The following is a 25,573-nucleotide window of genomic DNA, read 5'->3' on the forward strand; positions in this document are numbered from 1 at the left end:
CGCGCCGGCGGGCCTCGACGAACGCCGCGAGCTGGCGTCGCGGCTCAACGTCCCCGGCGACGGACGGCCACGTAGGCGCCGGCCGCGAGGACGAGCCCGGTCACGGCGAGGAACCACCAGTAGGTGACGGAGGACGATCGCCCGAGATCGGCGTACGGCGAGCCGGCCGGCACGAGCCGGCTGACCCCGAGGTGGCGCGAGATCGCTTCGAAGGCCCACCGGTCGGGCATCACGGCCGCGATCGCGGCTCCCGCCCGCGCCATCACCGGCACCGGCACCATCGCCCCGGAGAAGAGCACCGCGGGGAAGCAGAGCATGGGGAGCGCCAGGGCCGCCTGGGCTGCGGAGGTCACCGACGCCGAGGCCAGCAGCCCGAGGAAGAGGGCCACCAGCGCGTTGACGCCCAGGGTGACCGACAGGGACGCCCAGGTCGCGCCGGACAGCGCCGGCAGCCGGTCGAGTGCGCGCAGCACGCCGAGCATGACGACGTTGACGGCGAGGAGCACGGGCGTGAGCAGTGCGACCTTGGAGGCCAGGTACGCCGCGTCGCTCACGCCGGACTGGTGCTCGCGTCGCATGACCGGGATCTCGGTGCAGATCTGGAGGAGGCCGTAGGTCAGGCCGAAGAAGAACCCGGCGAACGCCAGCCAGTAGGCCTCCATCACGGCCCCGGTGGGATCGGAGCCCTGGCTCAGCTGGCCGGGCTGGAAGAGCACCGCGAACATGGCGATCACGGCGGCCGGCGAGCCGAGGAGGATGCTGAGGGTCAACCGGTTGCGCAGCACGATCTCGGCCGCCCGGTGGGTGAGCACGGAGAACTGCCGGAGCCGCGAGGGTCGTGGCGGGTGGGCATCCCGGGCGGGACGTCGTGGTGCCGGCGGACGCAGGGGTCGTCCGGCCGCCACGGCCGTCCGCGTCGCGCCGTCGTCCGTGGCCGCGACGAGACCCTCGGGGTCCGCGAGGAGGTCGTAGAGGTCGCCGAGCCCGTCCACCCCCAGTGCGGCCGCCGCGAGAGCAGGGGGCCCGTCGTACACGAGGCGGCCGCCGGTGGCCAGCACGACCAGACGGTCGCAGCTCTCGACGTCGGCGAGTGCGTGGGTGGTGAACGCGATGCCGTCCCCACGGTCGGCCAGGGCGCGCAGCGTCGCGACCAGGGCCCGCGCCGTGGCGGGGTCGAGGCCGGACGTGGGCTCGTCCAGCAGGCACAGGCTCGGCTCGGCCAGCAGCTCCACGGCGATGCTGGCGCGCTTGCGCTGACCCCCGCTGAGCGACCCGACCGGGACCGCTGCCCGCTCGACCAGGTCGAGCGCCTCGAGGACCTCCCGGACCGCGCCGTCGAGCCGGTCCCGGTCGCCGGCGAGGCGCAGCCCCGCGGCATGGCGGAGCGTCCGCTGCAGCGGGAGGTCCGGGTGCAGGATGTCGTCCTGCGGGACCATCCCCACGACGCCGTACGGCGAGCCGAGCGGGCCCCCGGACGCGGCCACGAGCTCGACGGATCCGGACGCGAGCGGCAGCAGACCGGCCATGGAGGCCAGCAGGGTGCTCTTGCCGGCGCCGCTGGCGCCGATCACGGCGACCAGCTCACCCCTGTCCAGGCTCAGGGTGACGCCGTCGAGCAGGCGACGGCCGCCACGCAGGACGACCGCGTCACGGACCACGAGCGACGGACCGCGGTCGATGACAGGGGAGTGGGCAGCAGGGTCAGCGGCACCGGTGTCGTGGTAGGTCATGCGACGAGGGTGGGGCGCCGGGCTTCCCGGCTCCTTCCCCTGACCTGCCGTTGCCCTTCGCCGGGCTGCCCGTACCTTCCCGGCGCAGGGTCCGGTGCCGGGCGGGGAGCCGGTTCAGTGCTGCTCGGAGGGCGCCTCGGCGGCCAGGCACCGGGCCGCGTCCTCGAGGTGACCGACGCGTGCGTAGGCGTCCGCCGCCTCCCGGCTCACGCGGCGGTAGCGCTCGGTGTCGCCCTCGGCGAGTGCCACCGTCGCCTCGGCCTCCAGCACGGCGGCCTGCCACGAGCTCTCGCCCCAGTGCCGCACCGATCGCTCGGCAGCGTCCAGGAAGCGGTGGGCGTCCTCGAGGTCACCGGCACGGGCGCAGGCGGTGGCAGCCGGCACCGCGAGCATGACGGTGCAGAACCAGCACTGGTCGGGCTCGCCGAGCGTGCTCTCCGCCCGGTCCACCATGAGACGTGCCGACGCGACGTCCGGGGCGGAGACGATCAGCGTGCCGAAGATGCGTTGCAGCAGGTGCATGCCGATGGTCGACCAGCGTGCGAGCAGCAGCGCCCGCTCCAGCAGCAGCCGGGCCTCGTCGGTGCGCCCCTGGGCCAGCCGAACCTCGGCCAGGCGCTGCATGCTGTGGGCCTGACCTCCGGCCGCGTCGATGTCCGCGTGGAGCTCGACCGCCTCCTGGAGCTCCGCCTCGGCCCGGGGCAGGTCGCCCATCATGAGCGCGGCCTCGCCGATCAGGGCGGTGGCGAAGGCGACGCCGCGCAGGGCTCCGGCCTGGCTCGCACGGACGCGGAGCTGCTCGGCCTCGGCGATGACCTCGGGGTAGGGCTCCCGGCCGTAGAGCACGTTCTCCGCGACGCACAGGTGGGCGTCGAAGACGGCTCCTGCGAGGCGCTCGTGCCCCTGGGTCCTCCGGAGCTCGGTGCGGAAGCTGGTGTACCACTCACCACGCTGGTGCGCCAGCAGCCCGTGGAGCCCCACCAGGTCCACCACGTGCCAGGGGTCGTCGATGCCGCGCAGCCTCTCGCGCGCCTCGGTGGCGACCTGCCAGGCGGTGTCCATGTCGCCGCTGAAGTACGCCACCATGCCCCGCGCGAGCAGGACTGACCCGTCAGCGTCGTCGCCCTCGAGCTCGAGGCCCGCCAGGGCCGCACGTGCGGTGGCGAGGTCCCCGCCGACCGCCGCAGCCCGGGCCAGCCGCGCACGGTTGAGCCGCTGCAGGGTCCCCGTCGTCACCCTGACCGCCTCGGCGTACGCGTCCACGGCCTCGGGGTCACCCAGCGCCATGAGCAGGTCGGCCCGGCGCGACAGCAGCACCGGCAGGTGGTCGGGGCCGGCGTGCCCACGGACGCCCTCGACGAGGGCCAGGGCGTCGCGGTAGGCGCCGAGTGCCCCGGCGATCTCCACCGCCCGCACCACGTGGGGCACGGCGCGGGACGCCAGACCTGCGGCCAGGTAGTGGTGCGCGACCTGGCCGGGCGGGCGCTCCAGCGCGACCAGCGCCTCGGCAACGCGTTGGTGCCCACGCGACCGCTCGTGCGGCGGGAGCTGGTCCACCAGCGCCTCGCGCACCAAGGGGTGCCGGAAGCGGTAGCCACCCTCGGCGGGCTCGACCACGAGAGCAGCCAGCGCCAGCTCGAGCTGGTCGTAGGTCTCGTCCTCCGAGCCGTCGCTGAGGGCGAGGAGCTCGTCGGTGCTGAACGCCAGGCCCAGGAGGGCGACCCGCTGGAAGGTCCGCAACGCCGGGGGCGGGAGCACGGCCGCCGCGGGCCCCGAGCCGTCCACGCGGCTGCGCGCCATCTCGATCAGGGCGAACGGGAGACCTCCTGCGGCCTCGGCGATCTCGTCGGCCGCCTCCGGGTCCAGCTCGGGGAACCGGTCCAGGAGCAGACGCTGGGACGCCCTCAGGGGCAGGGGGCGGAGCTCGAGCAGGTCACCGCCGCCGCGGGACACCATGCTCGCGGTGATGTCGACGACGCGGGAGGGAGCGGGGTCGCGGTGCGCGAGGAGCAGGAGGACCCGCTCGTCGACGGCACAGCGGGACAGGTAGTGCAGCAGGCGCAGGGAGGCCTCGTCGGCGTCCTGCGCGTCGTCCACCACGAGGAGCAGTCCCGGGCCCGCGGCGGCGACCCTCATCAGCTCCGCGGCGGCCACGAACAGCCGTTGGTGGCTGTCCTCCCCGGTCCAGCCGAGGTCGCGTCCGGTCAACGCGTGCTCGATCTCGGTGCGGTGGTCGTCGGCCAGCCCGTCGAGGAGGGCGGGGTGTCGTCGGCACAGGCCGCTGAGCGCCTCCAGCACCGGTGAGTAGGGCCACGGTCCCTCGACGGACGAGGCGGCGGACCGGGCGACCTTCCAGGCCTGACGCCGGGCCAGGGCCTCGGCCAGGTCGAGCACCGCGGACTTGCCGACGCCGGCCGGGCCGGAGACCAGCAACGTGACCCCGCGTCCGTCGGCCGCGTCGTCGAGGGCCGCGCGGACCCGGTCGCCGACGTCCCGCCTCCCGAAGAGTCGGACGGCCGGACGTGCGTCGGTGGCGGCCGGGGTGGACTGCGACCGCCCCGGGACGGCCGTGCTCCGCTCGAGCTCCGCGCGCAGCCGCACCGCCTCGGGCCCGGGCGACGCACCGAGCTCCCCTCGAAGCGCCTGCTCCAGCCGTTGGAGCTGCAGCAGAGCTCCCCGCGGGTCGCCGGCGTCGACCCGGGCCCGGGCCAGGGCGAGGTGCGCCTCCTCGTCGGCCGGCTCCTCGGCCACGAGGTCGTCCCACCTCGCCAGGAGTCGGAGCAGGCCCAGGTGGTGCTGCCGTGCGGACGCACGCGGCTCCTCGGCCCACGGCTCGTACGGGTCGTCGGGGAGCAACGGGCCGCGGTACCACGCCAGCGCCTCGGCGGCGAGCGCCTCGTCGCCGGTCTGCAGGGCGTGACCGGCGGCCCGGGTGAACTCGCGGACGTCGACGCCGACCTCCCGCCCGGGGAACAGCGCGACCATCTCGTGACGCAGGACGACGGCAGCGGGGTCGTCGAGGGCACGTCGGGCGTAGTGGGCCGCTTTGTGCAGGCGGGGCGCGGCGACGTCCGCGGCCAGTCCCGGCCACAGCGCGTCGATCACCTGCTCGCGGTGCATCCGGAGGTCGCGGCTCAGGGCGAGCACCTCGACGAGCTGGGCGGCCTGCCGGCGTACCCAGGCATCGGCCGGCACGCGCACGTCGTCGCGGACGACCTCGAAACCCCCGAGAAGCCTGATCAGAACGCTCATCGCGGCATCCTCCGGGTGCCCACCGATCGCAGGCACTGTGCCGTGGAGGCTACCAACGCCGGGGCTGCGCTGTCAGGCGTGCAGCACGCCCCGACAGCACGACCCTCGACGAGGTCTGCCACGTCGTCACGCTCACCGCGGACGTCGCCACCGGCGACGTGTGGGGTGGGGGACCCGGGGCCGCTCCGCGTTGGTCCGCGCCGTGCGGTCGACCTCCGCGAGACGGACCGCGCTCAGGAGCCTTGGCATGTCGGTCATGGTGCAACTTCTTCCTTCCGGGTGCGCGCCGGCGGGGTTGCGGGCGTCGTCAGGCGCAGGTTGCGCGCCCGACCTTCCCCGGTCCTTCCGCGCTCGTCGGGGCGCGGTCCCCGGGGGAAGGTGTGGGGAAGGAGGGGGCGCGAACCTTCCCGGCATGAACACGACACAGGTCGGGAGGGTCGCCCGGAGGAGCCGCACGGTCACCGAGCGGGACATCGTCCTCTTCACCGAGATCAGCGGCGACCGCAACCCGATCCACTACGACGAGGCACTGGCGGCGAGGAGTCGCCTCGGTGGCGTCGTCGTCCAGGGTGGCGTGACCTCGGGCCTGCTCAACGCCCTGGTCGCCGAGCAGCTCCCCGGTCCCGGGAGCGTCTTCCTCGAGGTGGCCTGGCGATTCCTCGCGCCGGTACGTCCCGGGGACGAGCTGACGGCGCAGGCCACGGTCACCGCCGTCCGCGCGGACAAGCCGGTCACGACCCTGGCCACCCAGGTCGTCAACCAGTCCGGCACCACGGTCCTCGACGGCACCGCCGTCGTGTGGCGGGACCCGGTCGTGGCCGCGGTCAGCGGTCGACCGGACGCACTGACACCGGAGGAGCGGGCGTGAACGACTACGACGTGGCCGTCGTGGGCGGCCGGGCGGCTGGCGCCTCGACGGCGTTGCTCCTGGCACGCGCCGGACTGCGGGTCGCCGTGCTCGAGCGGTCGCCGGTCGGGTCGGACACCGTCTCCACCCACGCCCTGATGCGCGCCGGTGTCCTCCAGCTCTCCCGGTGGGAGGTGCTTCCCGCGCTGGTGGCCGCCGGCACCCCGCCGGTCCGCAGCATCGACTTCGCCCATCCCGACGGCGCGACCGCCCACGTCTCGTTGCGACCGAGCCCGGGAGTCGACGCGCTGTACGCCCCGCGACGTCACCTCCTCGACCGGGTGCTGGTCGAGGCAGCGGCAGCGGCCGGAGCCGACGTCCTCCACGGGACCTCCGTGACCGGCCTGCTCCGCGACGACGACGGTCGTGTCCTCGGTGTCCGCGCGGCGGGCCCCGACGGCCGGGACGCCGGGGTCAGGGCGGCGCTCACCGTCGGCGCGGACGGCGTCGGCTCCCTGGTCGCGCGCGAGACCGGGGCCCGGACCCTGGGCCGCGGCACCGAGGCGAGTGCGCTGCTCTACCGCTACGTCTCCGACCTGCCCGTCCGGGGCTACGTCTGGGCGTACGGCGACGGCGCGGCGGCGGGCCTGATCCCGACGAACGCGGGGGAGACCTGCGTGTTCGTGTCCACCACGCCCGCCCGGATGCGGACGCTGCGGCGCGAGGGGACCGCGGGAGCCTTCGAGAGGCTCCTCGACGCGGTGCCCGCCACGGTCTCGGACACCGTCCGGAGCGGTGGTGCGGGCGGCCGGATCCACGGGTGGCGTGGCCTGCCCGGGTACGTGCGGCGGCCGTACGGACCGGGCTGGGCCTTGGTCGGCGACGCCGGGTACTTCCGGGACCCGATCACCACCCATGGCCTCACCGACGCGCTCCGCGACGCCGAGCTGCTGTCGGAAGCCGTGCTGGCAGGGATCGACGGCTCGTCCCCCGAGGCGGCACTGGCCGGCTACCAGCTCACGCGGGACCGCCTGTCCCACGCCCTGGCCGCGGTGACCGAGTCGGTGTGTCGCTACGACTGGGACAGCGACGGGATCCGCACCCTGCTCCGTCGCGCCAGCTCCGCCATGAGCGACGAGGTGGAGCACCTCTCCGCCCGGCTGCCACCGCATCCCGCCGTCGTCGGCACCTCCCGAGGGCACCCACGCCCCTCCTCCTCACGCGACACCTGATCCCCAGCACCCACCCATCCACCAAGGAGTCATCACATGTTCGACAGCTTGAGAGGCGGCCGTCTGCTCGCGGCCGCTGCCACCGCGGCACTCGTGCTCACCACCACGACCCCCCACGCGTCGGCGGCCACGGCCACCGTCAAGGCGTCCGTGAGGAAGGGGGTGCTCACGGTCACGGGCACGGCGTATCCCGACGTCGTCAGTGTCCGCCTGCGCCAGGGGGACCCGTCCACGCTGGAGGTCGACCTCGGAGCCGACGGCACGGCCGACTACGCGTTCGACCGCAGCCTCTTCTCCTCCATCATGGTCGCCGGGGCAGGAGGAGCCGACCGGCTCGCGGCGGACTCCTCCAACGGCGCCTTCACCGACACCGAGGCGACGACCCTCGACGGCGGGGACGGTGGCGACACCCTGATCGGCACGTTCGCCACGGAGCGCCTCCTCGGCGGAGCGGGCGACGACCTGCTCAGCGGCGGGGTGGGATCCGACGTCGTCGCGGGCGGCGACGGAGCCGACACGATCACCTGGGAACCCGGCGGCGGCAGCGACACGGTGGACGCCGGCGCGGGCACGGACCGGTTGCAGTTCCAGGCGAGCAACGCCTCGGAGGCCGTCGCACTCGCGGCCACGGCTGCCGGGCACGTGCGACTGACCCGCGACATCGCGTCCGTCTCGCTGGACCTCGTCGGCGTCGAGGCCGTCGACCTGCGCCTGCTCGGCGGCACGGACTCGGTGTCCGCGGGTGACCTCCACGGCACCGGTGTCACCACCGTGACGACGGACCTCGCCGGCCCCACCGGTGACGACGGCTCGACCGACGAGCTCGCCGTGCCGCCCGGCGTGGTGGTCGGACGGGAAGGTGACGCGGCCGTCGTGGACGGGCTCGGGGCGCGGTTCCTCGTCGGGAACGGCGGGGCCGGCGACCGGGTCCACGTGGTCGGGACCTCGGCCCCGGGCGAACCGGTGACGGTGGCCGGCACGAGCTCGGCCGACACGGTCACGGCCGGCAGCGACGGCACCGACGTGCTGGTGCAGGGGGCCACGCCCGGCCTGGAGCTGCGCCTGACCGCGACTGACCGGCTCGCCGTCCTGATGGGCGGGGGTGACGACAGCTACGCGACCCTCGGTTCCGTGTCGGGCCTCGTCGCGCTCGACGTCGACGGCGGCGCGGGTGCCGACTCCCTCGCCGGCGGCACGGGACCCGAGTCCCTGAGGGGCGGTGACGGGGACGACGTGATCCGCTGGGCCCCGGGCGGTGGCAGCGATGCGGTCGACGGCGGCAACGGCGACGACCACCTGTCGTTCTCCTGTGCCAACATCGGCGAGACGCTCGACCTCTCGGCCGAACCCGACGGGCACGTGCGCCTCGCCCGCGACATCGGTGCTGCGGTGCTGGACGTCGTCGGGATCGAGGTCGCGAACCTCAGGTTGCTCGGCGGCAGCGACCAGGTGCTCGTCGACGACCTGACCGGCACCGGTCTCGCCCTGGTCGACGCCGACCTGACGGACGCATCGGGCGCACCGGACGGACAGGCCGACGAGGTCGTCCTGTTCGGAACGACGAACGGCGACCAGGTCACCGTGGCCGCTGACAACGGCGCGGTGGTCGCGCAGGGCCTGCACCCGACGGTGCGGGTCTCCGGGACCGATCCGTCTCTCGACCAGCTGACGGTCTACGGCATGCGCGGGGACGACTCGGTGACCGCCTCGCCGGACGCCGCCTCGCTCATCCAGCTGGCGCTGTTCCCCTGAGAGCAGGCGGGGCTCGGAGCTCGCCGAGCAGGCGAGCTCCGAGCCCGGCCGTGCGTCTCAGCCGTTCGGCACGAGGATCGCGCGGTACTTCCACGTGCCGTCGTCACTGACCACCGAAGGGCTGCCCGTCACGCGCCCACCGGAGAACGGCACGCTGCGCAGCGAGCCGTCGGCCGACGAGCCGTAGAGGATCTGGCCGGACGCCAGGGTCATGCCGGCCACCGACGCGAAGTCGACGCCGTTGGAGTCGGCTTCGAACGTCTGCGCGCCCACGACCCTGCTCTCCGGGGTGAAGTAGCGGTAGTAGAGCCGACTGTCCCCGAAGACCGTGTAGTAGATCCGGTGCGTCGCGGTGTCGTAGAACATCCCGGTCATGTTCGCGATCGCGAACGGGATGCGCGAGCCGTCGTCGGGGTCGTCGTAGAGGTTCACCACCTGCTGCGCCCCCGTCGCTCCGGTCGTCGCGTCGAACGTACGCCGGTAGAGCGAGCCGTCGTTGAGGCCGTAGTAGACGGTGCCGTTGAGGAGGAAGGCGCCCCGGACCGTGGACCAGTCCATGGCCGAGTTGGCCGTGCTGGTCGAGCCGACCGGCACTCCCGAGGCGTCCACGGCACGCCGCTGGAGGACGCCGGTCGTGGTGCTGCCCGGCGCTGCGTCGTTGTCGATGACCTCGATGCCGTTGACGAGCGGGTTCTCGGTCACGGCGCGGAAGTCCACGTCGACACCGTCGTTGTCGGTGGTGATCGTGAAGTCCCGCATGGTGCCGGTCTTGTTGCCCGCGGCGGCCACGATGTCGAAGTTGTCCAGCTCCGTCTGGCCGTCGATCAGGACGTCGAACACGCGCTGGGTCGCCTGGGCCGTCCCGTCGTACTGGTTGGCGAAGTAGAGCCTCACCGTGACGCTCTTCCCAGCCGCGACCGGGAAGTTCCAGTCCTGCTCGCCCCAGCGCTCGGTGGCGAAGATGTCCTTCGGGGTGGAGGCGGGGACCGTCGAGTCGACCGGCACCGTGCTACCCCAGTCGGCGGTGTTGCCACCGCTGACCAGGCCTTGGTCCGTCGTCCAGTCCGGACCACCGTCGCCCGACTGGAGCGCGGGCCCGGCGGCGTTCACCCGGTAGAGGACGTTGTTGCCGGCGCCGGTCGTGCGCTGCGCCACGAACAGGTCGTTGGGCAGCGTGGCGGCCGGGACGCTCGGGATCGTGGTGCCGCCGGCCAGCGGCATGAACGCGACCCGGCCGTGGGTCTCCCCGCCGATCTTCTTGGTGTCGCTGCCGACCCACAGACCCTGGTCGGTGGCGAGGAGCGCCTGGGCGCCCACGCCGCGGGTGCGGCCCGGGTTCCACGAGAGCGGCAGGCCGTTGACGGGGTCGAGCGCCGCGATGCCCTCCCGCGGGACGGCCCCCGGCCCGGCCTGGTCGCCCTGGAAGGGGTTGTTCTCCCAGCGCATGTGGCCGCCGACGTAGATGACGCCGCCCGTGACCGCCACGCCGTACGTCGTGTCGCCGCCGGTGTAGTCGGACCAGGTGGGGTCGTTGCCCGTGCTGTCGGTCTCCCACCGGGTGACGGTGTCGCAGAGCGTGCCGCTCCCGGCGCCGCCGGCGAACGCGCCCGTGCTCGAGGCGACGAAGTAGGAGCCGTCGGGGGAGAAGTCGATGTCGCGCATGAAGGTGTCGAACACGCCGGCGCACGAGTTGTGCGCCCGGTCGTAGCGGTTGGTCGCCCAGGGGGCGACCGTGGCGGTGGGGCCGCTCGTGTCGAGGACGGCGAGCTGGACCCGCGGCAGGCCGCCGACCAGGGCGAAGTTGCCGACCGCCGCCACGCGGGAGCCGTCCGCGGAGACGTCGAACCGGGTGATGTTGGTGGTGCCTCCGCCGCCGTTGTCGGGGTCGTACTTGCCCGTGAACGGGATGTTGACCGACGCCAGCGTGGCGCCGGTGGTCGAGTCCAGGGCGGCGAAGGCGCCCCGGGCGGAGGTGACGGTGCCGGACTTGATCGAGGTGAAGGAGCCGCCGACGTAGACGCGAGAACCGCGCACGGCGAGGTCGTTCACGCCCTTGTTGGGCACCGCGTTGAAGCCCGGGACGACCGCGCCGGAGGCGGTGAGCTTGACCACGCGCTTGATGGCCGAGTTGCCGCCCACCGAGCCGAACGACCCGCCCACGTAGATGGAGGTGCCGTCAGTGTCGAGCGAGGTCGCCGCGCCCCCGAGGTTGGGGTTGAAGGAGGTGTCGATCGCGCCGGTGGTGGCGTCGAAGGCGAAGATCCGGTTGCGCACGAGGTCGTCGCCGGTGTTCGAGAAGGTGCCCGCCGGGCTGACGGAGGTGAAGGTGCCGGCGGCGATGATCTTGTTGCCGACCTGCGTCATCGCGTTGACGGAGCCGTTCATGACGTGCGGCGTCCAGTCCGCCGGGTTGGCCGACACGATGCGGTTGCCCTGGTCGACGTTGACGGCGTCTGCCTGCGTCGCCGGGAGGCCCGCGGCCACCAGGGCGGCGACTGCTGAGACGGCCCAGCGCGAGCGACGTCGCCTGGTTCTGGAGTGGCGTGGCTGGTCGAGCGGATACGGACGTGCAGACATGCTTCTCTCCTCAGCCGGGGTGGTCCCGTGGCCTTGCCCGTGGTTGGGCTCGCCTGTCACACCGCGCTCGGCCCCCTGACGGTAGGCACCACACCGCTCCGCGCCCCGACAACGAGGTCCACGTCCCCAAGACGGGGTACCGGGCCCGGAGCGGAGCGGACCGCCCGGACCTGCGAGGTGCAGGTCCGGGCGGTCCTGGTGTGCGAGAAGGTCAGCAGACCCGGGTCAGCAGAAGCCGACCTGGGCCAGCCGGGTGGCCCACACCCCTCCGCTGAAGTACTGCTGGGCGGTGTACGCCGTGCGGCCCACGCCACAGCTCGCGTTCTTGGCGTACGGAGTGATCGACACCGAGGAGTAGTCACCGAACCGGGTCTGGCCGGAGGTGCCGCCGGTGATCAGGGTGGTGTCGAGGCCGACGAGCGCCGGGACGCCCTCGCCGGGCGAGACGCCGCTGACGGTGTCGCTGATCCCGATGTTGTTGGCCGCGTCGCTGTAGGCCCAGTTGAGGTAGATGTACCCACCGCTGGCCGCGGTCGGGAAGAAACCGATCGACGGGTTGATGTCGTCGCTGGTGGCCGAGTGGAACGCGGTGGCCACCGTGGCGGAGGCTCCCGAGGTCGCGACGGCGCCGTACTGGACGGCGGGGTAGCTGCCGAGGGCGATGCCGTGGGCGAACCACACGAACCCGTTCGAGACGACCGGCGTCGCAGCGATGCGGCCGTCGAGTGCGTCGACGTCCGGAGCCCCACCGGGCTGGTGGGCTCCTCGTGGCGGCGCGGCGAACGCCACGGCCGGGGTCCCGACCAGGCTGAGGGACGTGAGGTTGGAGTACGTCGCGTTGTTCATCCTGTAGAGGATCATCCGGTCGTTGGCGTCGTCAGCGGCCATCAGGTAGGCGTTGCCGTCGCTGTCCATCGGGATGTTCCCGGTGTCGGCGGGGTGGGTGCTGAAGGCCACGCCGAAGGCCGGGAAGTTGAACCCGAGCCCGTTGTAGGCCCGTGCCTTCGGGACGGCGAACGCCGTGGACCCGATGTAGTTGTAGTTGCCGACGGAGTCGAGCTGGTAGTTGTTCGTGCCCCAGACCAGGGCGTCCTGCTGCTGGCCGAGCATCGGGTAGTCCAGCAGGGTCCCGGCCGGGAACGAACCGCCGGAGAAGCCGATCTTGTAGATCCACCAGGCGCCGGTCGCGTTCGACGTCTTGGAGACGGCGAGGTCGAGTCCGGGGGCGGAGGTGGACGCGGTGGGGATCGGGATGGCCGTCAGCACCCACCGCTTCCAGTTCGGGTCCCAGGCCACGCGCGGGTCGGACAGCGGGCGCGACTCCCCGAGGAAGGTGCTCAGCGCGGTGTTCTTCTGCAGCGCCGGCGGGTTGGCCTTGCTCCAGACGGCGACGCTCAGGTTGACCGCCTGGACGGTCTGCGTCGCGCCTGCGGCGGCGTTGGGATCGGGCGGCTGGCAGTTGCAGGAGGAGTTGGCCTGGCTGAGGCCGTTCCAGTTCTTGGTGATCACGGTCGGCGGTGTCACCAGCGGGCCGGTGGCGTTGGTGCGCACGCTGCCGTTGACGGCCGGACCGGACTGCGACGCCGTCTTCGCGGCCACAGCCGGCGCGCGGCCGTACGACCGGAAGGTCGGCTTGCCGGTGATGGTGAGCGGACCGGGCTGCCGGACCTTCTGGGTCGGCGCGGTGCTCCGCAGGTCGCGGAGCACGACGGACTTCCGGGACACGGTCATCCCGCTGCCGACCTTGTCGACGGCGGACGCCGACACGGATCCCGAGGAGTGAGGGGCGACACCGGCCTCGGCGACAGCGAGAGGGGTCAGCATCGCGATGGCAAGAGCCGCAGCGCCGCCGAGAGCGGCGGCCCTGGTTCGAGGATTCATCCTGGTCTTCTCCTGTGATCGACGCTCGGTCGATTCAAGGCATGCAGACACACCGACGCGAGCGTAGGGAGTCGAGGCGCCGCGCAGGTGGGGACGGAGTCGAGACCTCGCTGAGCGAAGCCCCTGGAAGAGCTCCAGAGGGGACGTCGCGCCTAACCGGGGAAGGTAACGACGGCCGGTGGCGGCCACATCACCCAGGTAAAGAAAGTAGAGGAACCTGGGCGGAACCCCCGCCTGCGGGCCACGGAAATCGCTGGTCGAGAGGGTGGTTGGGCTGGTCCACGGGGCTGGACCTGTGACCGTGCCGAGGGCTGGACCACAAGCTGGTGCGCGCGCGTGAGGCGGTGCCGGAACCCTGCAGGGGCCAGAGTGGTGCCGGTCCGGAACCGGAAGCTCGTCGCATCCGTCCCATGCGGGCGGGGGCACCGAGGAGGTGACGTGCGATGCGCAGGACCCTGAGCACTGCCCTGGGAGCGCCGCTCGCTGTGCTGCTCGTCCTGCTGCTCGCCGGCTGTGGCGCCGAGCAGGGGGCCGCGGACCGGACGACGGCGGTCGGCTCCGAGGCTGCGACGGGTGCGACGCCGGGACCCAACGAGGGAGGCAGTGCGCAGACTCCCTCCGACCAGCCCGGCGGTCAGCGCCCGACGGTGGGCACCGGTCGGGCAACCCTCGTGCAGCCGGCCACCGGCCCGTCCGGGGGCTCCTCCGCGGCGACGTTGCCGCCGCGTGAGCCGCCGCCTCCGGGCACGGGGGTGCAGGTCCGCCTCTTCGACGTGCACTGTCCCACCGGGGGGTCCCTGGTCCCGTGCAGCATGACGGTCGCGCGTGGCGTCGTCCGGGTCACGGGCCAGGGTGCGACCGACGTCGTTCGCGCGCCCACCGACCGGAGCGGCACGGCCGTGGTGCACACCTCCGCGGGCACCTTCGAGGTGGGGGGCCGGAGCAGGGCAGGGTCCTGCCAGCCGGCCCGGGCGGAGGTGCGTGCCGGGCACGTGGTGCAGCTGGACCTGTACTGCGGCGACCGCCCCGGCTGACCGGCGCAGGCTGGGTCGGAGCGGTCGGCGGTGGGGTCGTACCGTGGAAGCGGGACACGTGGCAGGAGCGCCCCCATGACCGAGCAGCAGGTGTACGAGGTGCTCGAGGAGCATCCCGAGTTCGAGCTGCGCCGCTACCCGGAGCACCTCGTCGCCGAGACCGAGGTCGGTGGCCCCTTCGAGCTGGCGGGGAACGTGGCCTTCCCCCGGCTCGCCCGCTTCATCGGCGGTCACAACCGGTCGTCGCGCAAGATCGCCATGACCGCGCCGGTGGTGCAGGAGCAGGACCCGGCGAACCGCCGCTACGTCGTGGGGTTCGTGATGCCTGCCGACGTCAGCGCCGACGACCTCCCGGACCCGCTGGACTCCGCGGTGCGCGTGCGCCGGGTGCCGGCCGAGACGGCGGCAGCGCTGCGCTTCTCCGGACGCTGGTCGCGCGGCTCCTTCGAGAAGCGGGCCGCGCAGCTGCTGGCCGCGCTGGACGCTGCCGGCCTGGAGGTGGTCGGGACCCCGCGGTACGCGCGCTTCGACCCGCCCTGGACCCCGTGGTTCCTGCGGAGGAACGAGGTCGTCGTCCCCGTGGCCGCGTGAATCGCGGGTCCCCTCGGACGCTCAGCCCCCGGTGACCCGCTGCCGCGACTCCACGAAGGCGGCGACGCAGCGGTCGATGTCGTCGTCGGTGTGCGCGGCGGAGACCTGGACGCGGATGCGGGCCCGCTCGCGGGGGACGACGGGGTAGGAGAAGGCCACCACGTAGACACCGAGCTCGAGCATCGACTCCGCGACCGACGCGGCGGTCCGGGCGTCGCCGAACATGATCGGCACGATCGGGTGGTCTCCCTCGAGCACGTCGAAGCCGGCCTCCGACATCAGCCGGCGGAACCGCTTGGTGGAGCGCTCGAGCATCGCGCGTTCCTCGCCGCCCTCGGCCACGAGGTCCAGCGCCGCGTGGGAGGCGGCGACGACGGCGGGGGAGACGGTGTTGGAGAAGAGGTAGGGGCGCGACCGCTGGCGCAGCAGGTCGACGACCTCCTGAGGGCCGGCGACGAAGCCGCCCGACGCACCGCCGAGGGCCTTGCCGAGGGTGCCGGTGACGATGTCGACCCGGTCGCGGACGCCGAACAGGTCGGGGGTGCCGGCACCGTGGGGGCCGATGAAGCCGACCGCATGCGAGTCGTCGACGACGACCAGCGCGTCGTGCTTCTCGGCGAGGTCGCAGATCTGGTCGAGGGGCGCGAGGTAGCCGTCCATCGAGAAGACACCGTCGGTCACGACGAGGCGGCGGCGCGCGTCGCGGGCGGCGACGAGCTGCGCCTCGAGGTCGGCGAGGTCGCGGTTGCGGTAGCGCAGCCGGCGCGCCTTGCAGAGCCGGATGCCGTCGATGATCGAGGCGTGGTTGAGCTCGTCGGAGATCACCGCGTCCTGCTCGTCGAGCAGCACCTCGAAGAGACCGCCGTTGGCGTCGAAGCAGGAGGGGTAGAGGATCGCGGCCTCGGTGCCGACGAACGCGGCGATCCGGCGCTCGAGCTCGACGTGCTGGGTCTGGGTGCCGCAGATGAAGCGGACGCTGGCCATCCCGAAGCCCCACGTGTCGAGGGCGTCGCGCGCGGCCGCGACGATGCGGGGGTCGTCCGCGAGGCCGAGGTAGTTGTTCGCGCAGAAGTTGAGGACCTCGCGGTCACCGAGCCGTACGGCGCGTCCCTGGGCGCCGCCGATCTCGCGCTCGTTCTTGTAGAGGCCCTCCTCGCGGATCGTGTCGAGGGTGGCTTGCAGCTCCTCGCGCATGCCCTGCTTCATCGTGCCTCCGTCCAGTCGAGGACCACCTTGCCACGGTTGCCGTCGGCGGCCGCGGCGAAGCCCGCCTCCCAGTCCGCGGCGGAGAAGCGGTCGGTGATGACGGGGGAGACGTCGAGGCCCGACTGGAGCAGCGCGCTCATCGCGTACCAGGTCTCGAACATCTCGCGGCCGTAGATGCCGCGGATCGTGATCATGTGCGTGACCACCGTCGTCCAGTCGACGATGATCGACTCGCTGGGCAGGCCGAGGACCGCCACCCGGCCGCCGTGGTTGAGGTTGGCGATGATCTCCGGCAGCGCGGTCGGCGCCCCGGACATCTCCAGCGCCACGTCGAAGCCCTCGGCCATCCCCAGCTGGCGCTGGGCGTCGGCCACCGAGTCGCGCCGGACGTTCACCACCAGGTCGGCGCCGAGGGTGCTCGCAAGCGCCAGCCGCTCGTCGTTGACGTCGGTGACCACCACGAGGCGTGCCCCGACCTTGCGGACGATCGCGGTGGCCATCAGGCCGATCGGGCCGGCGCCGGTGATCAGCACGTCCTCGCCGACGAGCGGGAAGGCGAGCGCGGTGTGCACGGCGTTGCCGAGCGGGTCGAAGATCCCCGCGAGGTCGGGGTCGAGGTCGGCGGGCCCGAGGCCCCGGTGCACCCACACGTTGGTCTCGGGGATCACGACGTACTCCGCGAAGGCGCCGTCGATGTCCACGCCGAGGCCGACCGTGCGGATGCAGAGGTGCCGGCGGCCCGCCCGGCAGTTGCGGCACAGGCCGCAGACCTGGTGGCCCTCGCCGGAGGCGAAGTCGCCGACGTGCACGGTGCTGACCCCCTCGCCCACCGCCACGACCTCGCCGCAGAACTCGTGCCCGGGCACGAGGGGCGGCTTGATCGCGCGCTGGGCCCAGCCGTCCCAGCGGTAGATGTGCACGTCGGTCCCGCACAGGCCGGTGCGCAGGACCCGCAGCTTCACCTGCCCCGGTCCGGGCTCGGGCTCCGGGATCTCCACCATCTCCAGGCCGGGGCCGGGCCCGGCCTTGCACAGCGCTCGCATGGCCGCAGTCTGGCAGGCGGCTCCGGCCGGTGGGGTGGGGCGTCATGGGCGAGGATGGCGCCGTGCAAGCGACCCGTGGCGCCTGGTCCCCGTGGCGCGCGGTCGTGGCCTTCGGCACGGTCAGCCTCGCCGCGGACATGGTCTACGAGGGCATGCGCTCGATCGCCGGCCCGTTCCTCGGCTCGCTGGGCGCCTCGGCCCTCGTCGTCGGCGTGGTCACCGGGGCCGGCGAGGCGATCGCGCTCGTGCTGCGGCTGGTGACCGGACCGTGGGCCGACCACAGCCGCAACCACTGGCGCCTGACCGTCATCGGCTACGCCATGACCGCGGTGTGCGTCCCGCTGCTCGCCGTCGCGCCGTTCGTGGGGGCGGCCGGCGTCGCCGTGGCCTCGGTGCTGATCCTGCTCGAGCGCACCGGCAAGGCGGTCCGCAGCCCGTCGAAGTCGGCGCTGCTGGCGCGGATGGCCGTGCAGACCGGGCGGGGCCGCGGCTTCGCCGTGCACAAGGCGCTCGACCAGGTGGGCGCCTTCGCCGGTCCGCTGCTCGTCGCGGGTGCCCTGGCGGTCACCGGCGTCTACTGGCCCGGCTTCCTGCTGCTGGCCGTGCCCGGCGCGGTCTCGATGCTGCTGCTGGCCCAGCTGCGACGCCGCGTGCCGTCGGTCGCCGAGCCCGACCCCGAGGACACCTCAGCCCCGACGCCGGTCGCGTGGCGCACGTGGCGCGGCCTGCGCACCTCGGTGCTCGGCTCGGACCTGCCGCGGGCCTTCCACCTGTTCGCCCTGTCCGCCGCCCTGACCACGGCCGGGCTGATGACCTTCGGCGTGATCTCCTACCGCTTCGTCGACACCGGGCTGGTCACGATCGCCGCCGCGCCCCTGGTCTACGCACTGGCGATGGGGGTGGAGGCCGTGGCCGCCCTGGTCACCGGCGACCTCTTCGACCGGTGGGGACCCCACGTCCTGCTGGGCGTGCCCTTCCTCGTCGCGGTCGTGCCGGTCGCGGCCCTCGCCGATCAGCTGTGGCTGGTGCTGGTGGGCGTGATGGTCTGGGGCGCCGCGACCGGCATCCAGGACTCCACCGTCAAGGCGTACGTCGCGAGCCTGGTCGCCCCGGGCCGGCGCGCCACGGCGTACGGCATCTTCGCGGCGGTGCAGGGCCTCGGCGCCCTGGCCGGAGGTGCCGTGGCGGGGGCGCTGGTGACCCACCACCTCACGCTGCTGGCGACCCTGCTCGGGCTGCTCCAGGTGGTCGCGTTCGCGCTGTTGTGGGCGACGCTGCGCACCGCCTCACGTCCGACTGTCTGACGGGCCCGCCGGTCAGGCGTCGCGGTTCTCGGGTGCCACGAAGCTCTCGACGGACCACCAGCTGCGGTACGTCGTGGCGCCCACCAGCTCCTCGAGCGCCCGGGTCTGCGAGGCGTGCGCCCGCAGCGCCCGGTGCTTGCGGGCCAGCACGGGACCGGACATCTGCAGGTGCGCCGCGAGCTCCGACTGCGCCGTGACGGGCGGCGGGGTGGTCCACAGCCCGACCCGGTCGTTGAGCTCGCCCCACGTCATGTGGAACTCCGGGGTCAGCGTCGCGTACCAGAGCTCGGCCCGGCACCCGGTCCGTCGCCACGCCTCCGTGGTCCACGCCGACACCGTCCGGTGGTCCGGGTGACCGGTCATGCCCTCGGGCCCGAAGGTGACGATGACCTCGGGCCGGACCTGCTCGATGACCGGGACGAGGTCCGCGGCGCCGCGGTCGACCGGCAGCTCGGCGAGCTCACCGTCCCGGTAGGACAACCAGTGGTGCTCGTGCACGCCGACCTCGTCGAGGCTGGCCCGGAGCTCACGCTCGCGCACCGGCGCCAGGCGCTCCGGGGGCCAGGTCTCCGGGTCGTCCGTGCCGTGCTCACCGCGCGTCGCGGTCACCACCGCGACGCGGCCGCCCGCGTCCGCGACCAGGGACATGAGCCCGCTGGAGAGGTAGGCCTCGTCGTCGGGGTGGGCCCAGACCCCGAGCAGGCTCGCGATCCCGTCCGCGCGATCCGGGACCTGCGCCCGGTGGAACGTCGTCATCGCGGCCCTCCCTCCAGCGACAGCACGTACTCGGTGGTCCCGCGATCCGCGCGGGTGCGGGTGACGCGCCCCGGGGCCCGGCGCAGCAGCCGCTGCACGGCCCGGTTGTCGTGCGACACGACCATGGTGAGTCGGCGGACGTCGAGCTCGACCGCGCGCCGCAGGAGCGCGCTCAGCAGCATGGCACCGACACCCCTGCGCTGCCAGTCGTCCACGACCTCCACGGCGACCTCGGCCGACCCGGGATCGTCGCCGTCGCGGACGAACCGCGCGATCGCGACGGGCCGTCGGTCGGGCACGGTCGAGGCGAGGAGGGCGACGTGGTCGCGGTGGTCGACGTCGACGAGCTGTCGTACGTCGGATCCGGTGAGCCGCGCCTTGGGCAGCAGGAAGCGGAGCTCGCGGGACCGGGCACCCATGCCGCGGAAGACGGCGACCACGGCCCCGGAGTCACCGGGTTCAAGCGGCCGCAGCTCGACGTCAGGGCGCAGGACGCCGGGGGCGACGTCCGTGACGCAGGCGCCGGCCGGCCCGTTCATGCGCACCGCTCCCAGGCGTCGGCTCGCGGGCCGAGGGAGGCGGTGGTCAGGGGCTTCGTCGCCCGTGCGGACGGGATCAGCACGGCTGCCGCGGCCGCGACGGCGCAGAAGAGCGCCGCGAGCAGCCACGCCGCCTGGACGCGCGCCAGGTCGGGGACGTGGTCCGGGCCGAGGACGCCGACCGTGGCGGCGATCCCGACGGCGGCGCCCAGCTGGCGGGTGCACTGGTTGAGGGCGCTCGCCGCGGCGAGGTCGGCTGGGTCGAGCCCGTGCACGGCAGCACCCGCCAGGACCGGGTAGCAGAGGCCGATCCCCAGCCCGAGCACCGGACCCACCAGCAGCCACCGAGCCTGGACGTGGTCGCCGCCGAGCGTTGCCGCGCAGGCCAGCAGGGCTCCGGCCATCAGGCTCGCGCCGATCACGAGCGGGAGGCGGTGCCCGGCGCGCTCCGTGATGCGCCCCACGAGGAGGGTGAGGGCGACGACCACGGCGCCGGGCACCAGCGCCGAGGCACCGGCCCCCACGAGGGACAGCCGCCAGTGCCCGACCGCGAACAGCATGAAGGTCAGCAGGAAGGCGAAGAACCCGGCCGCGTAGCAGCCCGTGACCACCGCCGCGCTGGCGACGTTGCGGTCGCGCAGCAGCGTGAGCCGGAGGAGCGGTTCACGCACCCGACGCGACCGGCTCACGAACGCCCACGACAGGGCGGCCGCTGCCGCGGTGCAGGCGACCGTGCGGACGGAGACCGGGCCCCAGTCCGCGCTCTCCGCGAGGACGAGGCTGACCAGCGCGGCGGCCGCCGCGAGCATCCCCGCGCCGACCGGGTCGGGCAGGCCGCGGCCCGGCACGCGGGGCGTCTCGGGCAGGACGACGAGCGCCGAGACCGCGACGACCGCGGCGACCGGCAGGTTGACCAGGAACGCCCACCGCCAGTCGCCGAGGTCGGTCATCACACCGCCGAGGAGCGGCCCCAGGCACACGCCCAGGGCTGCGGCTCCCGTCCACCGGGCCGCGGAGTCGGAACGGCGCCGTGACCCCGACGCGGCCAGGAGCAGCCCCATCGACGCCGGCGAGGCGGCCGCGGCGCCGAGCCCCTGCAGAGCCCGTCCGAGGAGCAGCACCGCCAGGTCGGGGGCCACGCCGCAGACGAGCGACCCAGCGGCGAACACGGCCAGCCCGCCGAGGTAGGTACGGCGACGTCCCACACGGTCGGCGATCCGGCCGGCGGGCACCAGTGCCGACGCGAAGACGATGGCGTACACGGTGATCACCCAGGACAGGGCGGCACGGTCGGACCCCGCGAAGTCGTGTCCGATCGCCGGCATCAACGCGTTGGCCACGGACACGTCGAGCGAGACCAGCAGCGCGCCGGCGGCCGTCGCCGCGAACACGGCCGCGGGCGGCCGGCCGTCGGGTCGACGACGGTCTGATCCGACCACGCGCAGGGCCACCTGCACGGCCGGGCGCCGTCGGTCACGACGCGTGGAGGAGCCGGCGGCCCCGCCCCACCGTCGTACCGAGGCCACGATCTGCTCCTCGCGCTGGGCCGCGAGCGCGGTGGCGATGTAGTTGTTGAGCACGTGCGTTCCTCCCTTGTCCCGGTCTGTCGCGGCGTGGTCGCCGCTCGGAGGAAACGGTGCGGTCGGGGCGGCCCGCGGCGCATCGGTGCCGACCACGGAGTCCCGGAATCCGTGGCGCGGTCCGTGGCGACCACGGATGTGGCCCCGCCCGGTCGCGGCGACGGTGGTGGAGCCGCCGGCCAGGCGGTGCCCGACGTCCCGACCGGGACGACCACCCCCAAGGAGAGACCATGACGACAACGGACGCGCCGCCCCTCGACGAGGGGGTCCTCGAGCAGTTCGTCCACGAGGCGGTGGGCGACCTCGCCGCGGCCATCTCGGGCCTGATGGTCCACCTGGGCGACCGCCTCGGCCTCTACCGCGCCATGGCAGGGGCCGGCCCGCTGACGCCGGCAGACGTCGCCGAACGGACCGGCACCCACGAGCGGTACGTGCGCGAGTGGCTGGGCAACCAGGCGGCAGGCGGCTACGTCGCCTACGAGCCCTACGCCGGCACCTTCGAGCTCAGCGCGGAGCACGCGCTCGTGCTCGCCGACGAGCGCAGCCCGGTGTTCCTCGGCGGGGCCTTCGAGACCATCGCCTCCTGCTACGTCGACCACGACGCGTTCGCCCGCACGTTCACCACGGGCGAGGGCATCGCCTGGGGTGCGCACGACGAGCGGCTCTACAGCGGCGCCCTCCGGCTGTTCCGTCCGGGGTACGAGGCGAACCTGGTGCAGTCGTGGCTGCCGGCCCTCGACGGGGTCGTCGACAAGCTGCGGGCGGGGGCCAGCGTGGCCGACGTCGGCTGCGGCTTCGGCGCCTCGACGGTGATCATGGCCCGCGAGTTCGAGCACTCGACGTTCCTCGGGGTCGACAACCACGCGCCGTCGATCGAGGCGGCGCGGTCGTCCGCGCGCGAGGCCGGGGTCGAGCGGCGCGCCCGGTTCGAGGTCGCGCCGGCCGCGGCCGTGCCCGGGACCGGCTTCGACCTCGTGACGATGTTCGACTGCCTGCACGACATGGGTGACCCGGTCGGAGTGGCCCGGCACATCCGCCGGTCCCTGGCGCCGGACGGGACGCTGCTGCTCGTGGAGCCTGCCGCGGGCGACGGGCTGGCGGACAACCTCAACCCGGTGGGACGGCTCTACTACGGCATCTCGACCGTGGTCTGCACGCCGTCCTCGCTGGCCCAGGAGGGGGCGCTGGGCCTCGGCGCCCAGGCCGGCCCGCAGCGGCTGGAGGAGGTGCTGCGCGAGGCGGGGTTCTCGAGCGTGCGCGTGGCCACCCGCACGCCCCTCAACCTCATCCTGGAGGCCAGGCCGTAGGGGCAGCGCCCATCGCGTCGAGCTCGGCGAGGCCCCGTTCGCGGTCCGCACCGCCGAGCATCACCAGGCTGCGGGCCCACTGGTAGCGGGCTCCCAGCGACCGCAGGGCGGAGGCCGCGGCGACGATGTCGTCGCGGCCTCCGCCGGCGCTGCCGGCCCCGCTGCCCGCCAGGCCGCGCGCCCGCAGCACCACCGCCTGCGCGACCGGGTTGCCGACCGTCACCTGCTCGGCCTGCCGGAGCCTCTCCTGCGCGTCGGGGAGCCCCGCCAGGACGGCCGCCTCGCACCAGGCGGAGGCGTACCAGGCCCGCCACATCGCGTCGGCGTCCCCCACGAGACTCTCCGGGGGCTGGGCGAGCAGCTCGACCGCCTCGGCCGGCCGGCCCCGGTGCAGCAGCACCAGGGAGTCGAAGAACTTCCCGAACGCCCCCGCCCGGCGCCGGCGGAGCGGCTCCTCCAGCGTCGCGACGACGGTCATCCACTCCGCGCGCGCCTCGTCGTCGCCCCGGAGGGCGTGGATCGTCGCCGCGGAGTACGGCGCGGCGCGCAGGTTGCCCTGCAGCGGGCGGCCGGCCCGCTCCCACCCCGTCCGGAACAGCTCGGCCTGGGTGAGCGCCTCGTCCCAGGCGCCGGTGAAGAGGCCCACCACGATCAGCCGGGAGGTCGCGAGGTGGTACTCCTCGCGGTAGAAGGGCAGGTCGAGCAGGCCCTCGCCGAGCCGGCGGGCCTCGCCGAGGTCGCCCGCGGCGAGAGCGCACTGCGACCCCATCTGGTAGGAGTCGAAGAACTCCAGCGCGGAGTCCGCGGCGACCGGCACCGGCACGAGCAGCTCGGTCCGGCGCACGGCGCTCTCGAACGCCTCCTCGAGCTGGCCCTCCGCGAGCTGCACCGCGGTCAGCATGTCGAGCGCGGCGCTCTCGCCGAGCGGGTCGCCGGCAGTCCGGGCGAGCTGGATCGCGCGGTCGACGAGCGACCTCACCTCCGGGTCGCGTTCGCCGCGTCCGAAGGCCTCGGCCGTCAGGATCCGGCTCTCGGCCCGGGGGTCACCGTCCGCGAGCGGCCGCGCCCGGGAGAGCAGGCGCTCGATCTCGCTGGTCGGCGGGACCACCGCCATGATGCCCGGACCGCGTTCGACCAGCTCGGCGGCCCGGGCCAGGTCGACGGCCGCGCCGGTCGGGTCGCCGGCGCGCTCGGCCGCTTCCGCGGCGAGCTCCCGCAGACGCATCGCCTCGTTCCCGAACTGCCGGCCGTCGGCAGCGCCGGCGGCCTGACGGAGCGCGAGCGTCCGCGCCGTGTCGTCGGGCGCGAGCTCGGCGGCGAGCTCGTAGCGCCGCTGCGACTCACCGGGCCGACCGCGGACGAGGCTCAGGTCGGCCATCAACGTCGACAGCCGGTACGCCGGCTCCCGCTGGTCGGCCCGGTGCCGCGCCCACGGCAGGCTCCACCGGGTCTCCACGGATGCCTCGTCGAAGCGGGCCCGCCAGAGCTCACCCTCCTCGCCCGCCGTCGCCGGCTCGCCCAGCCGCTCGGCGGTCGCGAGGCACCAGTGCAGGTGGCGGGCGTGCGCGACGTCCACCTCGTCCGCGGCGGCGAGCAGGGCGGCGCCGTACTGCCGGATCGTCTCCAGCTGGCTGTAGCGGGTGCCGAGCGCGGTCGGGACCGGCACGAGCAGGCTCTCCTCGGCGAGTCGGGCGAGGTGGGCGGGCACCCGGTCCGGTACCAGCGGGTCCCAGTCGCCCAGCATCTCCACGGCCGCGGAGGCCGGGAACGGACCCGCGATCACCGAGATCCGCCGCAGCAGTGCGCGCTCCTGCTCGGAGAGCAGCGCGTGGCTCCAGTCGAGCGCCGAGCGGAGCGAGCGGTGCCGGTCGTCGACGCGTGACCCGCCCGCCAGGAGGTCGAGCCGGTCGGCCAGTCCGGCCTCCAGGCCGTCGAGGCCCAGGGCGGGCAGCCGGGCCGCTGCCAGCTCGATCGCGAGGGCCATCCCGTCCAGGTTGCGGCACAGGACGGCGACCCGCCCGAGGTCACCGGGGCCCACGGGTGAGCCCGCGGCCGCCGCCCGGCTGACGAACAGCTCGACCGCGTCGGGGGGTCGACCGTCCTCCGCTGCCAGGGAGAGCCCCGGAGCGGGGTAGGTGAGCTCGAAGGGCAGCAGGAGGCGCGACCTGCTGGTCGCCAGCACTGTCAGCCCGGGACAGGCCGTGAGCAGCACCTCGAGGAGCACGCTCACCGCGTCCAGCAGGTGCTCGCAGTTGTCGACCACGAGCAGCATTCGGCGGGTGGAGAGCCACCCGGTGAGGACCTCCTCGACGGAGTGCTGCTGGCTCTCCCCGAGGCCCAGGGCACCCGCCACGGCTGCCGCGACGGCGTCCGGCTCGGCCACCGGCACCAGGTCGACGAAGACCACGCCGTCGGCGAACCGGCCCTGCACCTCGTCGGCGACCCGGAGGGCGAGGCGGGTCTTGCCCACGCCGCCGGGACCGACCACCGTGACCAGCCGGTGCTCGTCCAAGGCGCGGGCGAGGTCGGCGACCTCGTGCTCGCGACCGACGAAGGGCGTGAGGGGCCGGGGGAGCGTGGTCTGCGGCGTGCCCACCGACCACGCGGAGCCCCGGTTGCCCAGCACCGGCCGTCCGGCCTGGGCGAGCTCGCGGCGGTCGGTCACCTGCAGCTTGCGCAGCAGGGAGGAGACGTGGCTCTCGACGGTGCGCACGGAGATGAAGAGACGTTCGGCGATCTCGGCGTTGGTGAGGTGCTCCGAGACCGCGGCGAGGACCTCCGCCTCGCGCGCGGACACCGTGGCCTCGAACGAGGGACGAGCGGTCGCCACGGCCTGATTGTGCCCCACGTCGTCGGTCCGCCGGGCGGAGCGTGTCGTGCGTGGCCGGCCACGGGGCAGGGTCGCCGACGGGTACCGCGCGTGGACGACGCGCCGGACCGAC

The 25,573-nt window shown here is 74.0% G+C and carries 17 protein-coding genes; 7 read left to right on the top strand and 10 right to left on the bottom strand.

Annotation, left to right across the window (positions count from 1 at the left end; all coding sequences use genetic code 11):
* Positions 1 to 44: 44 nt before the first annotated feature.
* Complete coding sequence (locus ACFPGP_RS00790; protein WP_378585550.1) at positions 45 to 1,730, bottom strand: ATP-binding cassette domain-containing protein; 1,686 nt, start codon at positions 1,728 to 1,730, stop codon at positions 45 to 47.
* Between the two features lie 114 nt (positions 1,731 to 1,844).
* Positions 1,845 to 4,982 carry an ATP-binding protein gene (locus tag ACFPGP_RS00795; RefSeq protein ID WP_378585552.1) on the bottom strand — a complete coding sequence of 1,046 codons (3,138 nt, stop codon included), beginning with the start codon at positions 4,980 to 4,982 and terminating at the stop codon, positions 1,845 to 1,847.
* A 412-nt stretch (positions 4,983 to 5,394) separates the two neighbouring features.
* On the opposite strand from ACFPGP_RS00795, the gene ACFPGP_RS00800 reads away from it, so the two are divergent.
* The 3 genes from ACFPGP_RS00800 to ACFPGP_RS00810 are packed head-to-tail and all read left to right on the top strand — an operon-like array spanning position 5,395 to position 8,813.
* Positions 5,395 to 5,850, top strand: a complete 456-nt coding sequence (locus ACFPGP_RS00800) for a MaoC family dehydratase (RefSeq protein ID WP_378585555.1) — start codon at positions 5,395 to 5,397, stop codon at positions 5,848 to 5,850.
* A complete protein-coding gene (locus tag ACFPGP_RS00805) occupies positions 5,847 to 7,061 on the top strand; it encodes an NAD(P)/FAD-dependent oxidoreductase (protein WP_378585558.1) in 1,215 nt (404 codons plus the stop codon). The genes ACFPGP_RS00800 and ACFPGP_RS00805 overlap by 4 nt, the downstream gene beginning before the upstream one ends.
* A 36-nt stretch (positions 7,062 to 7,097) precedes the next feature.
* Positions 7,098 to 8,813, top strand: coding sequence for a calcium-binding protein (locus ACFPGP_RS00810; RefSeq protein WP_378585560.1), 1,716 nt, complete (start codon positions 7,098 to 7,100; stop codon positions 8,811 to 8,813).
* A 57-nt stretch (positions 8,814 to 8,870) separates the two neighbouring features.
* On the opposite strand, the gene ACFPGP_RS00815 is transcribed toward ACFPGP_RS00810, so the two are convergent.
* A complete protein-coding gene (locus ACFPGP_RS00815) occupies positions 8,871 to 11,390 on the bottom strand; it encodes a malectin domain-containing carbohydrate-binding protein (protein ID WP_378585563.1) in 2,520 nt (839 codons plus the stop codon).
* 225 nt (positions 11,391 to 11,615) lie between these two features.
* A complete protein-coding gene (locus ACFPGP_RS00820; RefSeq protein WP_378585564.1) occupies positions 11,616 to 13,271 on the bottom strand; it encodes a hypothetical protein in 1,656 nt (551 codons plus the stop codon).
* Between the two features lie 443 nt (positions 13,272 to 13,714).
* On the opposite strand from ACFPGP_RS00820, the gene ACFPGP_RS00825 reads away from it, so the two are divergent.
* Entirely contained in the window at positions 13,715 to 14,305 is a 591-nt protein-coding gene (locus tag ACFPGP_RS00825; RefSeq protein ID WP_378585567.1) for a hypothetical protein, read from the top strand.
* Positions 14,306 to 14,380: 75 nt separating this feature from the next.
* Positions 14,381 to 14,896 (top strand): SOUL family heme-binding protein, encoded by a 516-nt coding sequence (locus ACFPGP_RS00830; RefSeq protein ID WP_378585569.1) that lies wholly within the window; start codon positions 14,381 to 14,383, stop codon positions 14,894 to 14,896.
* 21 nt (positions 14,897 to 14,917) lie between these two features.
* Here the strand turns inward: ACFPGP_RS00830 and ACFPGP_RS00835 are convergent, their stop codons facing one another.
* Entirely contained in the window at positions 14,918 to 16,090 is a 1,173-nt protein-coding gene (locus ACFPGP_RS00835; protein WP_378586383.1) for a glycine C-acetyltransferase, read from the bottom strand.
* Between the two features lie 8 nt (positions 16,091 to 16,098).
* The gene (gene tdh, locus ACFPGP_RS00840) at positions 16,099 to 17,145 is read right to left on the bottom strand and encodes an L-threonine 3-dehydrogenase (RefSeq protein WP_378585572.1); all 1,047 of its coding nucleotides are present in this window, start codon (positions 17,143 to 17,145) and stop codon (positions 16,099 to 16,101) included.
* Positions 17,146 to 17,207: 62 nt separating this feature from the next.
* Here tdh and ACFPGP_RS00845 point away from each other — a divergent pair, with 62 nt between their 5' ends.
* A complete protein-coding gene (locus tag ACFPGP_RS00845) occupies positions 17,208 to 18,449 on the top strand; it encodes an MFS transporter (protein ID WP_378585574.1) in 1,242 nt (413 codons plus the stop codon).
* Positions 18,450 to 18,461: 12 nt separating this feature from the next.
* Here ACFPGP_RS00845 and ACFPGP_RS00850 read toward each other — a convergent pair whose 3' ends face one another.
* From ACFPGP_RS00850 to ACFPGP_RS00860, 3 genes are read right to left on the bottom strand one after another with little or no spacing between them, the layout of a single operon-like run.
* Positions 18,462 to 19,205 (bottom strand): PIG-L deacetylase family protein, encoded by a 744-nt coding sequence (locus tag ACFPGP_RS00850; protein WP_378585577.1) that lies wholly within the window; start codon positions 19,203 to 19,205, stop codon positions 18,462 to 18,464.
* Positions 19,202 to 19,744, bottom strand: coding sequence for a GNAT family N-acetyltransferase (locus tag ACFPGP_RS00855; protein ID WP_378585579.1), 543 nt, complete (start codon positions 19,742 to 19,744; stop codon positions 19,202 to 19,204). The genes ACFPGP_RS00850 and ACFPGP_RS00855 overlap by 4 nt, the downstream gene beginning before the upstream one ends.
* Entirely contained in the window at positions 19,741 to 21,324 is a 1,584-nt protein-coding gene (locus tag ACFPGP_RS00860; RefSeq protein ID WP_378585581.1) for an MFS transporter, read from the bottom strand. Before ACFPGP_RS00860 ends, ACFPGP_RS00855 begins: the two co-directional genes overlap by 4 nt.
* A 230-nt stretch (positions 21,325 to 21,554) precedes the next feature.
* On the opposite strand from ACFPGP_RS00860, the gene ACFPGP_RS00865 reads away from it, so the two are divergent.
* Positions 21,555 to 22,631 (top strand): methyltransferase domain-containing protein, encoded by a 1,077-nt coding sequence (locus ACFPGP_RS00865; RefSeq protein ID WP_378585582.1) that lies wholly within the window; start codon positions 21,555 to 21,557, stop codon positions 22,629 to 22,631.
* Here the strand turns inward: ACFPGP_RS00865 and ACFPGP_RS00870 are convergent.
* Complete coding sequence (locus ACFPGP_RS00870; protein WP_378585584.1) at positions 22,609 to 25,461, bottom strand: ATP-binding protein; 2,853 nt, start codon at positions 25,459 to 25,461, stop codon at positions 22,609 to 22,611. The two genes, ACFPGP_RS00865 and ACFPGP_RS00870, sit on opposite strands and share 23 nt — an antisense overlap.
* Between the last annotated feature and the right edge of the window lie 112 nt (positions 25,462 to 25,573).

This window comes from Nocardioides taihuensis, assembly GCF_042657275.1.
GTDB lineage: Bacteria > Actinomycetota > Actinomycetes > Propionibacteriales > Nocardioidaceae > Nocardioides > Nocardioides taihuensis.

What these genes read in the sequence shown, in the direction of transcription:
- ACFPGP_RS00855 (WP_378585579.1), bottom strand. Translation starts at nt 19,744, where the DNA reads ATGAACGGGCCGGCCGGCGCCTGCGTCACGGACGTCGCCCCCGGCGTC.
- ACFPGP_RS00820 (WP_378585564.1), bottom strand. Translation starts at nt 13,271, where the DNA reads ATGAATCCTCGAACCAGGGCCGCCGCTCTCGGCGGCGCTGCGGCTCTT.
- ACFPGP_RS00810 (WP_378585560.1), top strand. Translation starts at nt 7,098, where the DNA reads ATGTTCGACAGCTTGAGAGGCGGCCGTCTGCTCGCGGCCGCTGCCACC.
- tdh (WP_378585572.1), bottom strand. Translation starts at nt 17,145, where the DNA reads ATGCGAGCGCTGTGCAAGGCCGGGCCCGGCCCCGGCCTGGAGATGGTG.
- ACFPGP_RS00835 (WP_378586383.1), bottom strand. Translation starts at nt 16,090, where the DNA reads ATGCGCGAGGAGCTGCAAGCCACCCTCGACACGATCCGCGAGGAGGGC.
- ACFPGP_RS00790 (WP_378585550.1), bottom strand. Translation starts at nt 1,730, where the DNA reads ATGACCTACCACGACACCGGTGCCGCTGACCCTGCTGCCCACTCCCCT.
- ACFPGP_RS00800 (WP_378585555.1), top strand. Translation starts at nt 5,395, where the DNA reads ATGAACACGACACAGGTCGGGAGGGTCGCCCGGAGGAGCCGCACGGTC.
- ACFPGP_RS00825 (WP_378585567.1), top strand. Translation starts at nt 13,715, where the DNA reads ATGCGCAGGACCCTGAGCACTGCCCTGGGAGCGCCGCTCGCTGTGCTG.
- ACFPGP_RS00865 (WP_378585582.1), top strand. Translation starts at nt 21,555, where the DNA reads ATGACGACAACGGACGCGCCGCCCCTCGACGAGGGGGTCCTCGAGCAG.
- ACFPGP_RS00830 (WP_378585569.1), top strand. Translation starts at nt 14,381, where the DNA reads ATGACCGAGCAGCAGGTGTACGAGGTGCTCGAGGAGCATCCCGAGTTC.
- ACFPGP_RS00815 (WP_378585563.1), bottom strand. Translation starts at nt 11,390, where the DNA reads ATGTCTGCACGTCCGTATCCGCTCGACCAGCCACGCCACTCCAGAACC.
- ACFPGP_RS00795 (WP_378585552.1), bottom strand. Translation starts at nt 4,982, where the DNA reads ATGAGCGTTCTGATCAGGCTTCTCGGGGGTTTCGAGGTCGTCCGCGAC.
- ACFPGP_RS00850 (WP_378585577.1), bottom strand. Translation starts at nt 19,205, where the DNA reads ATGACGACGTTCCACCGGGCGCAGGTCCCGGATCGCGCGGACGGGATC.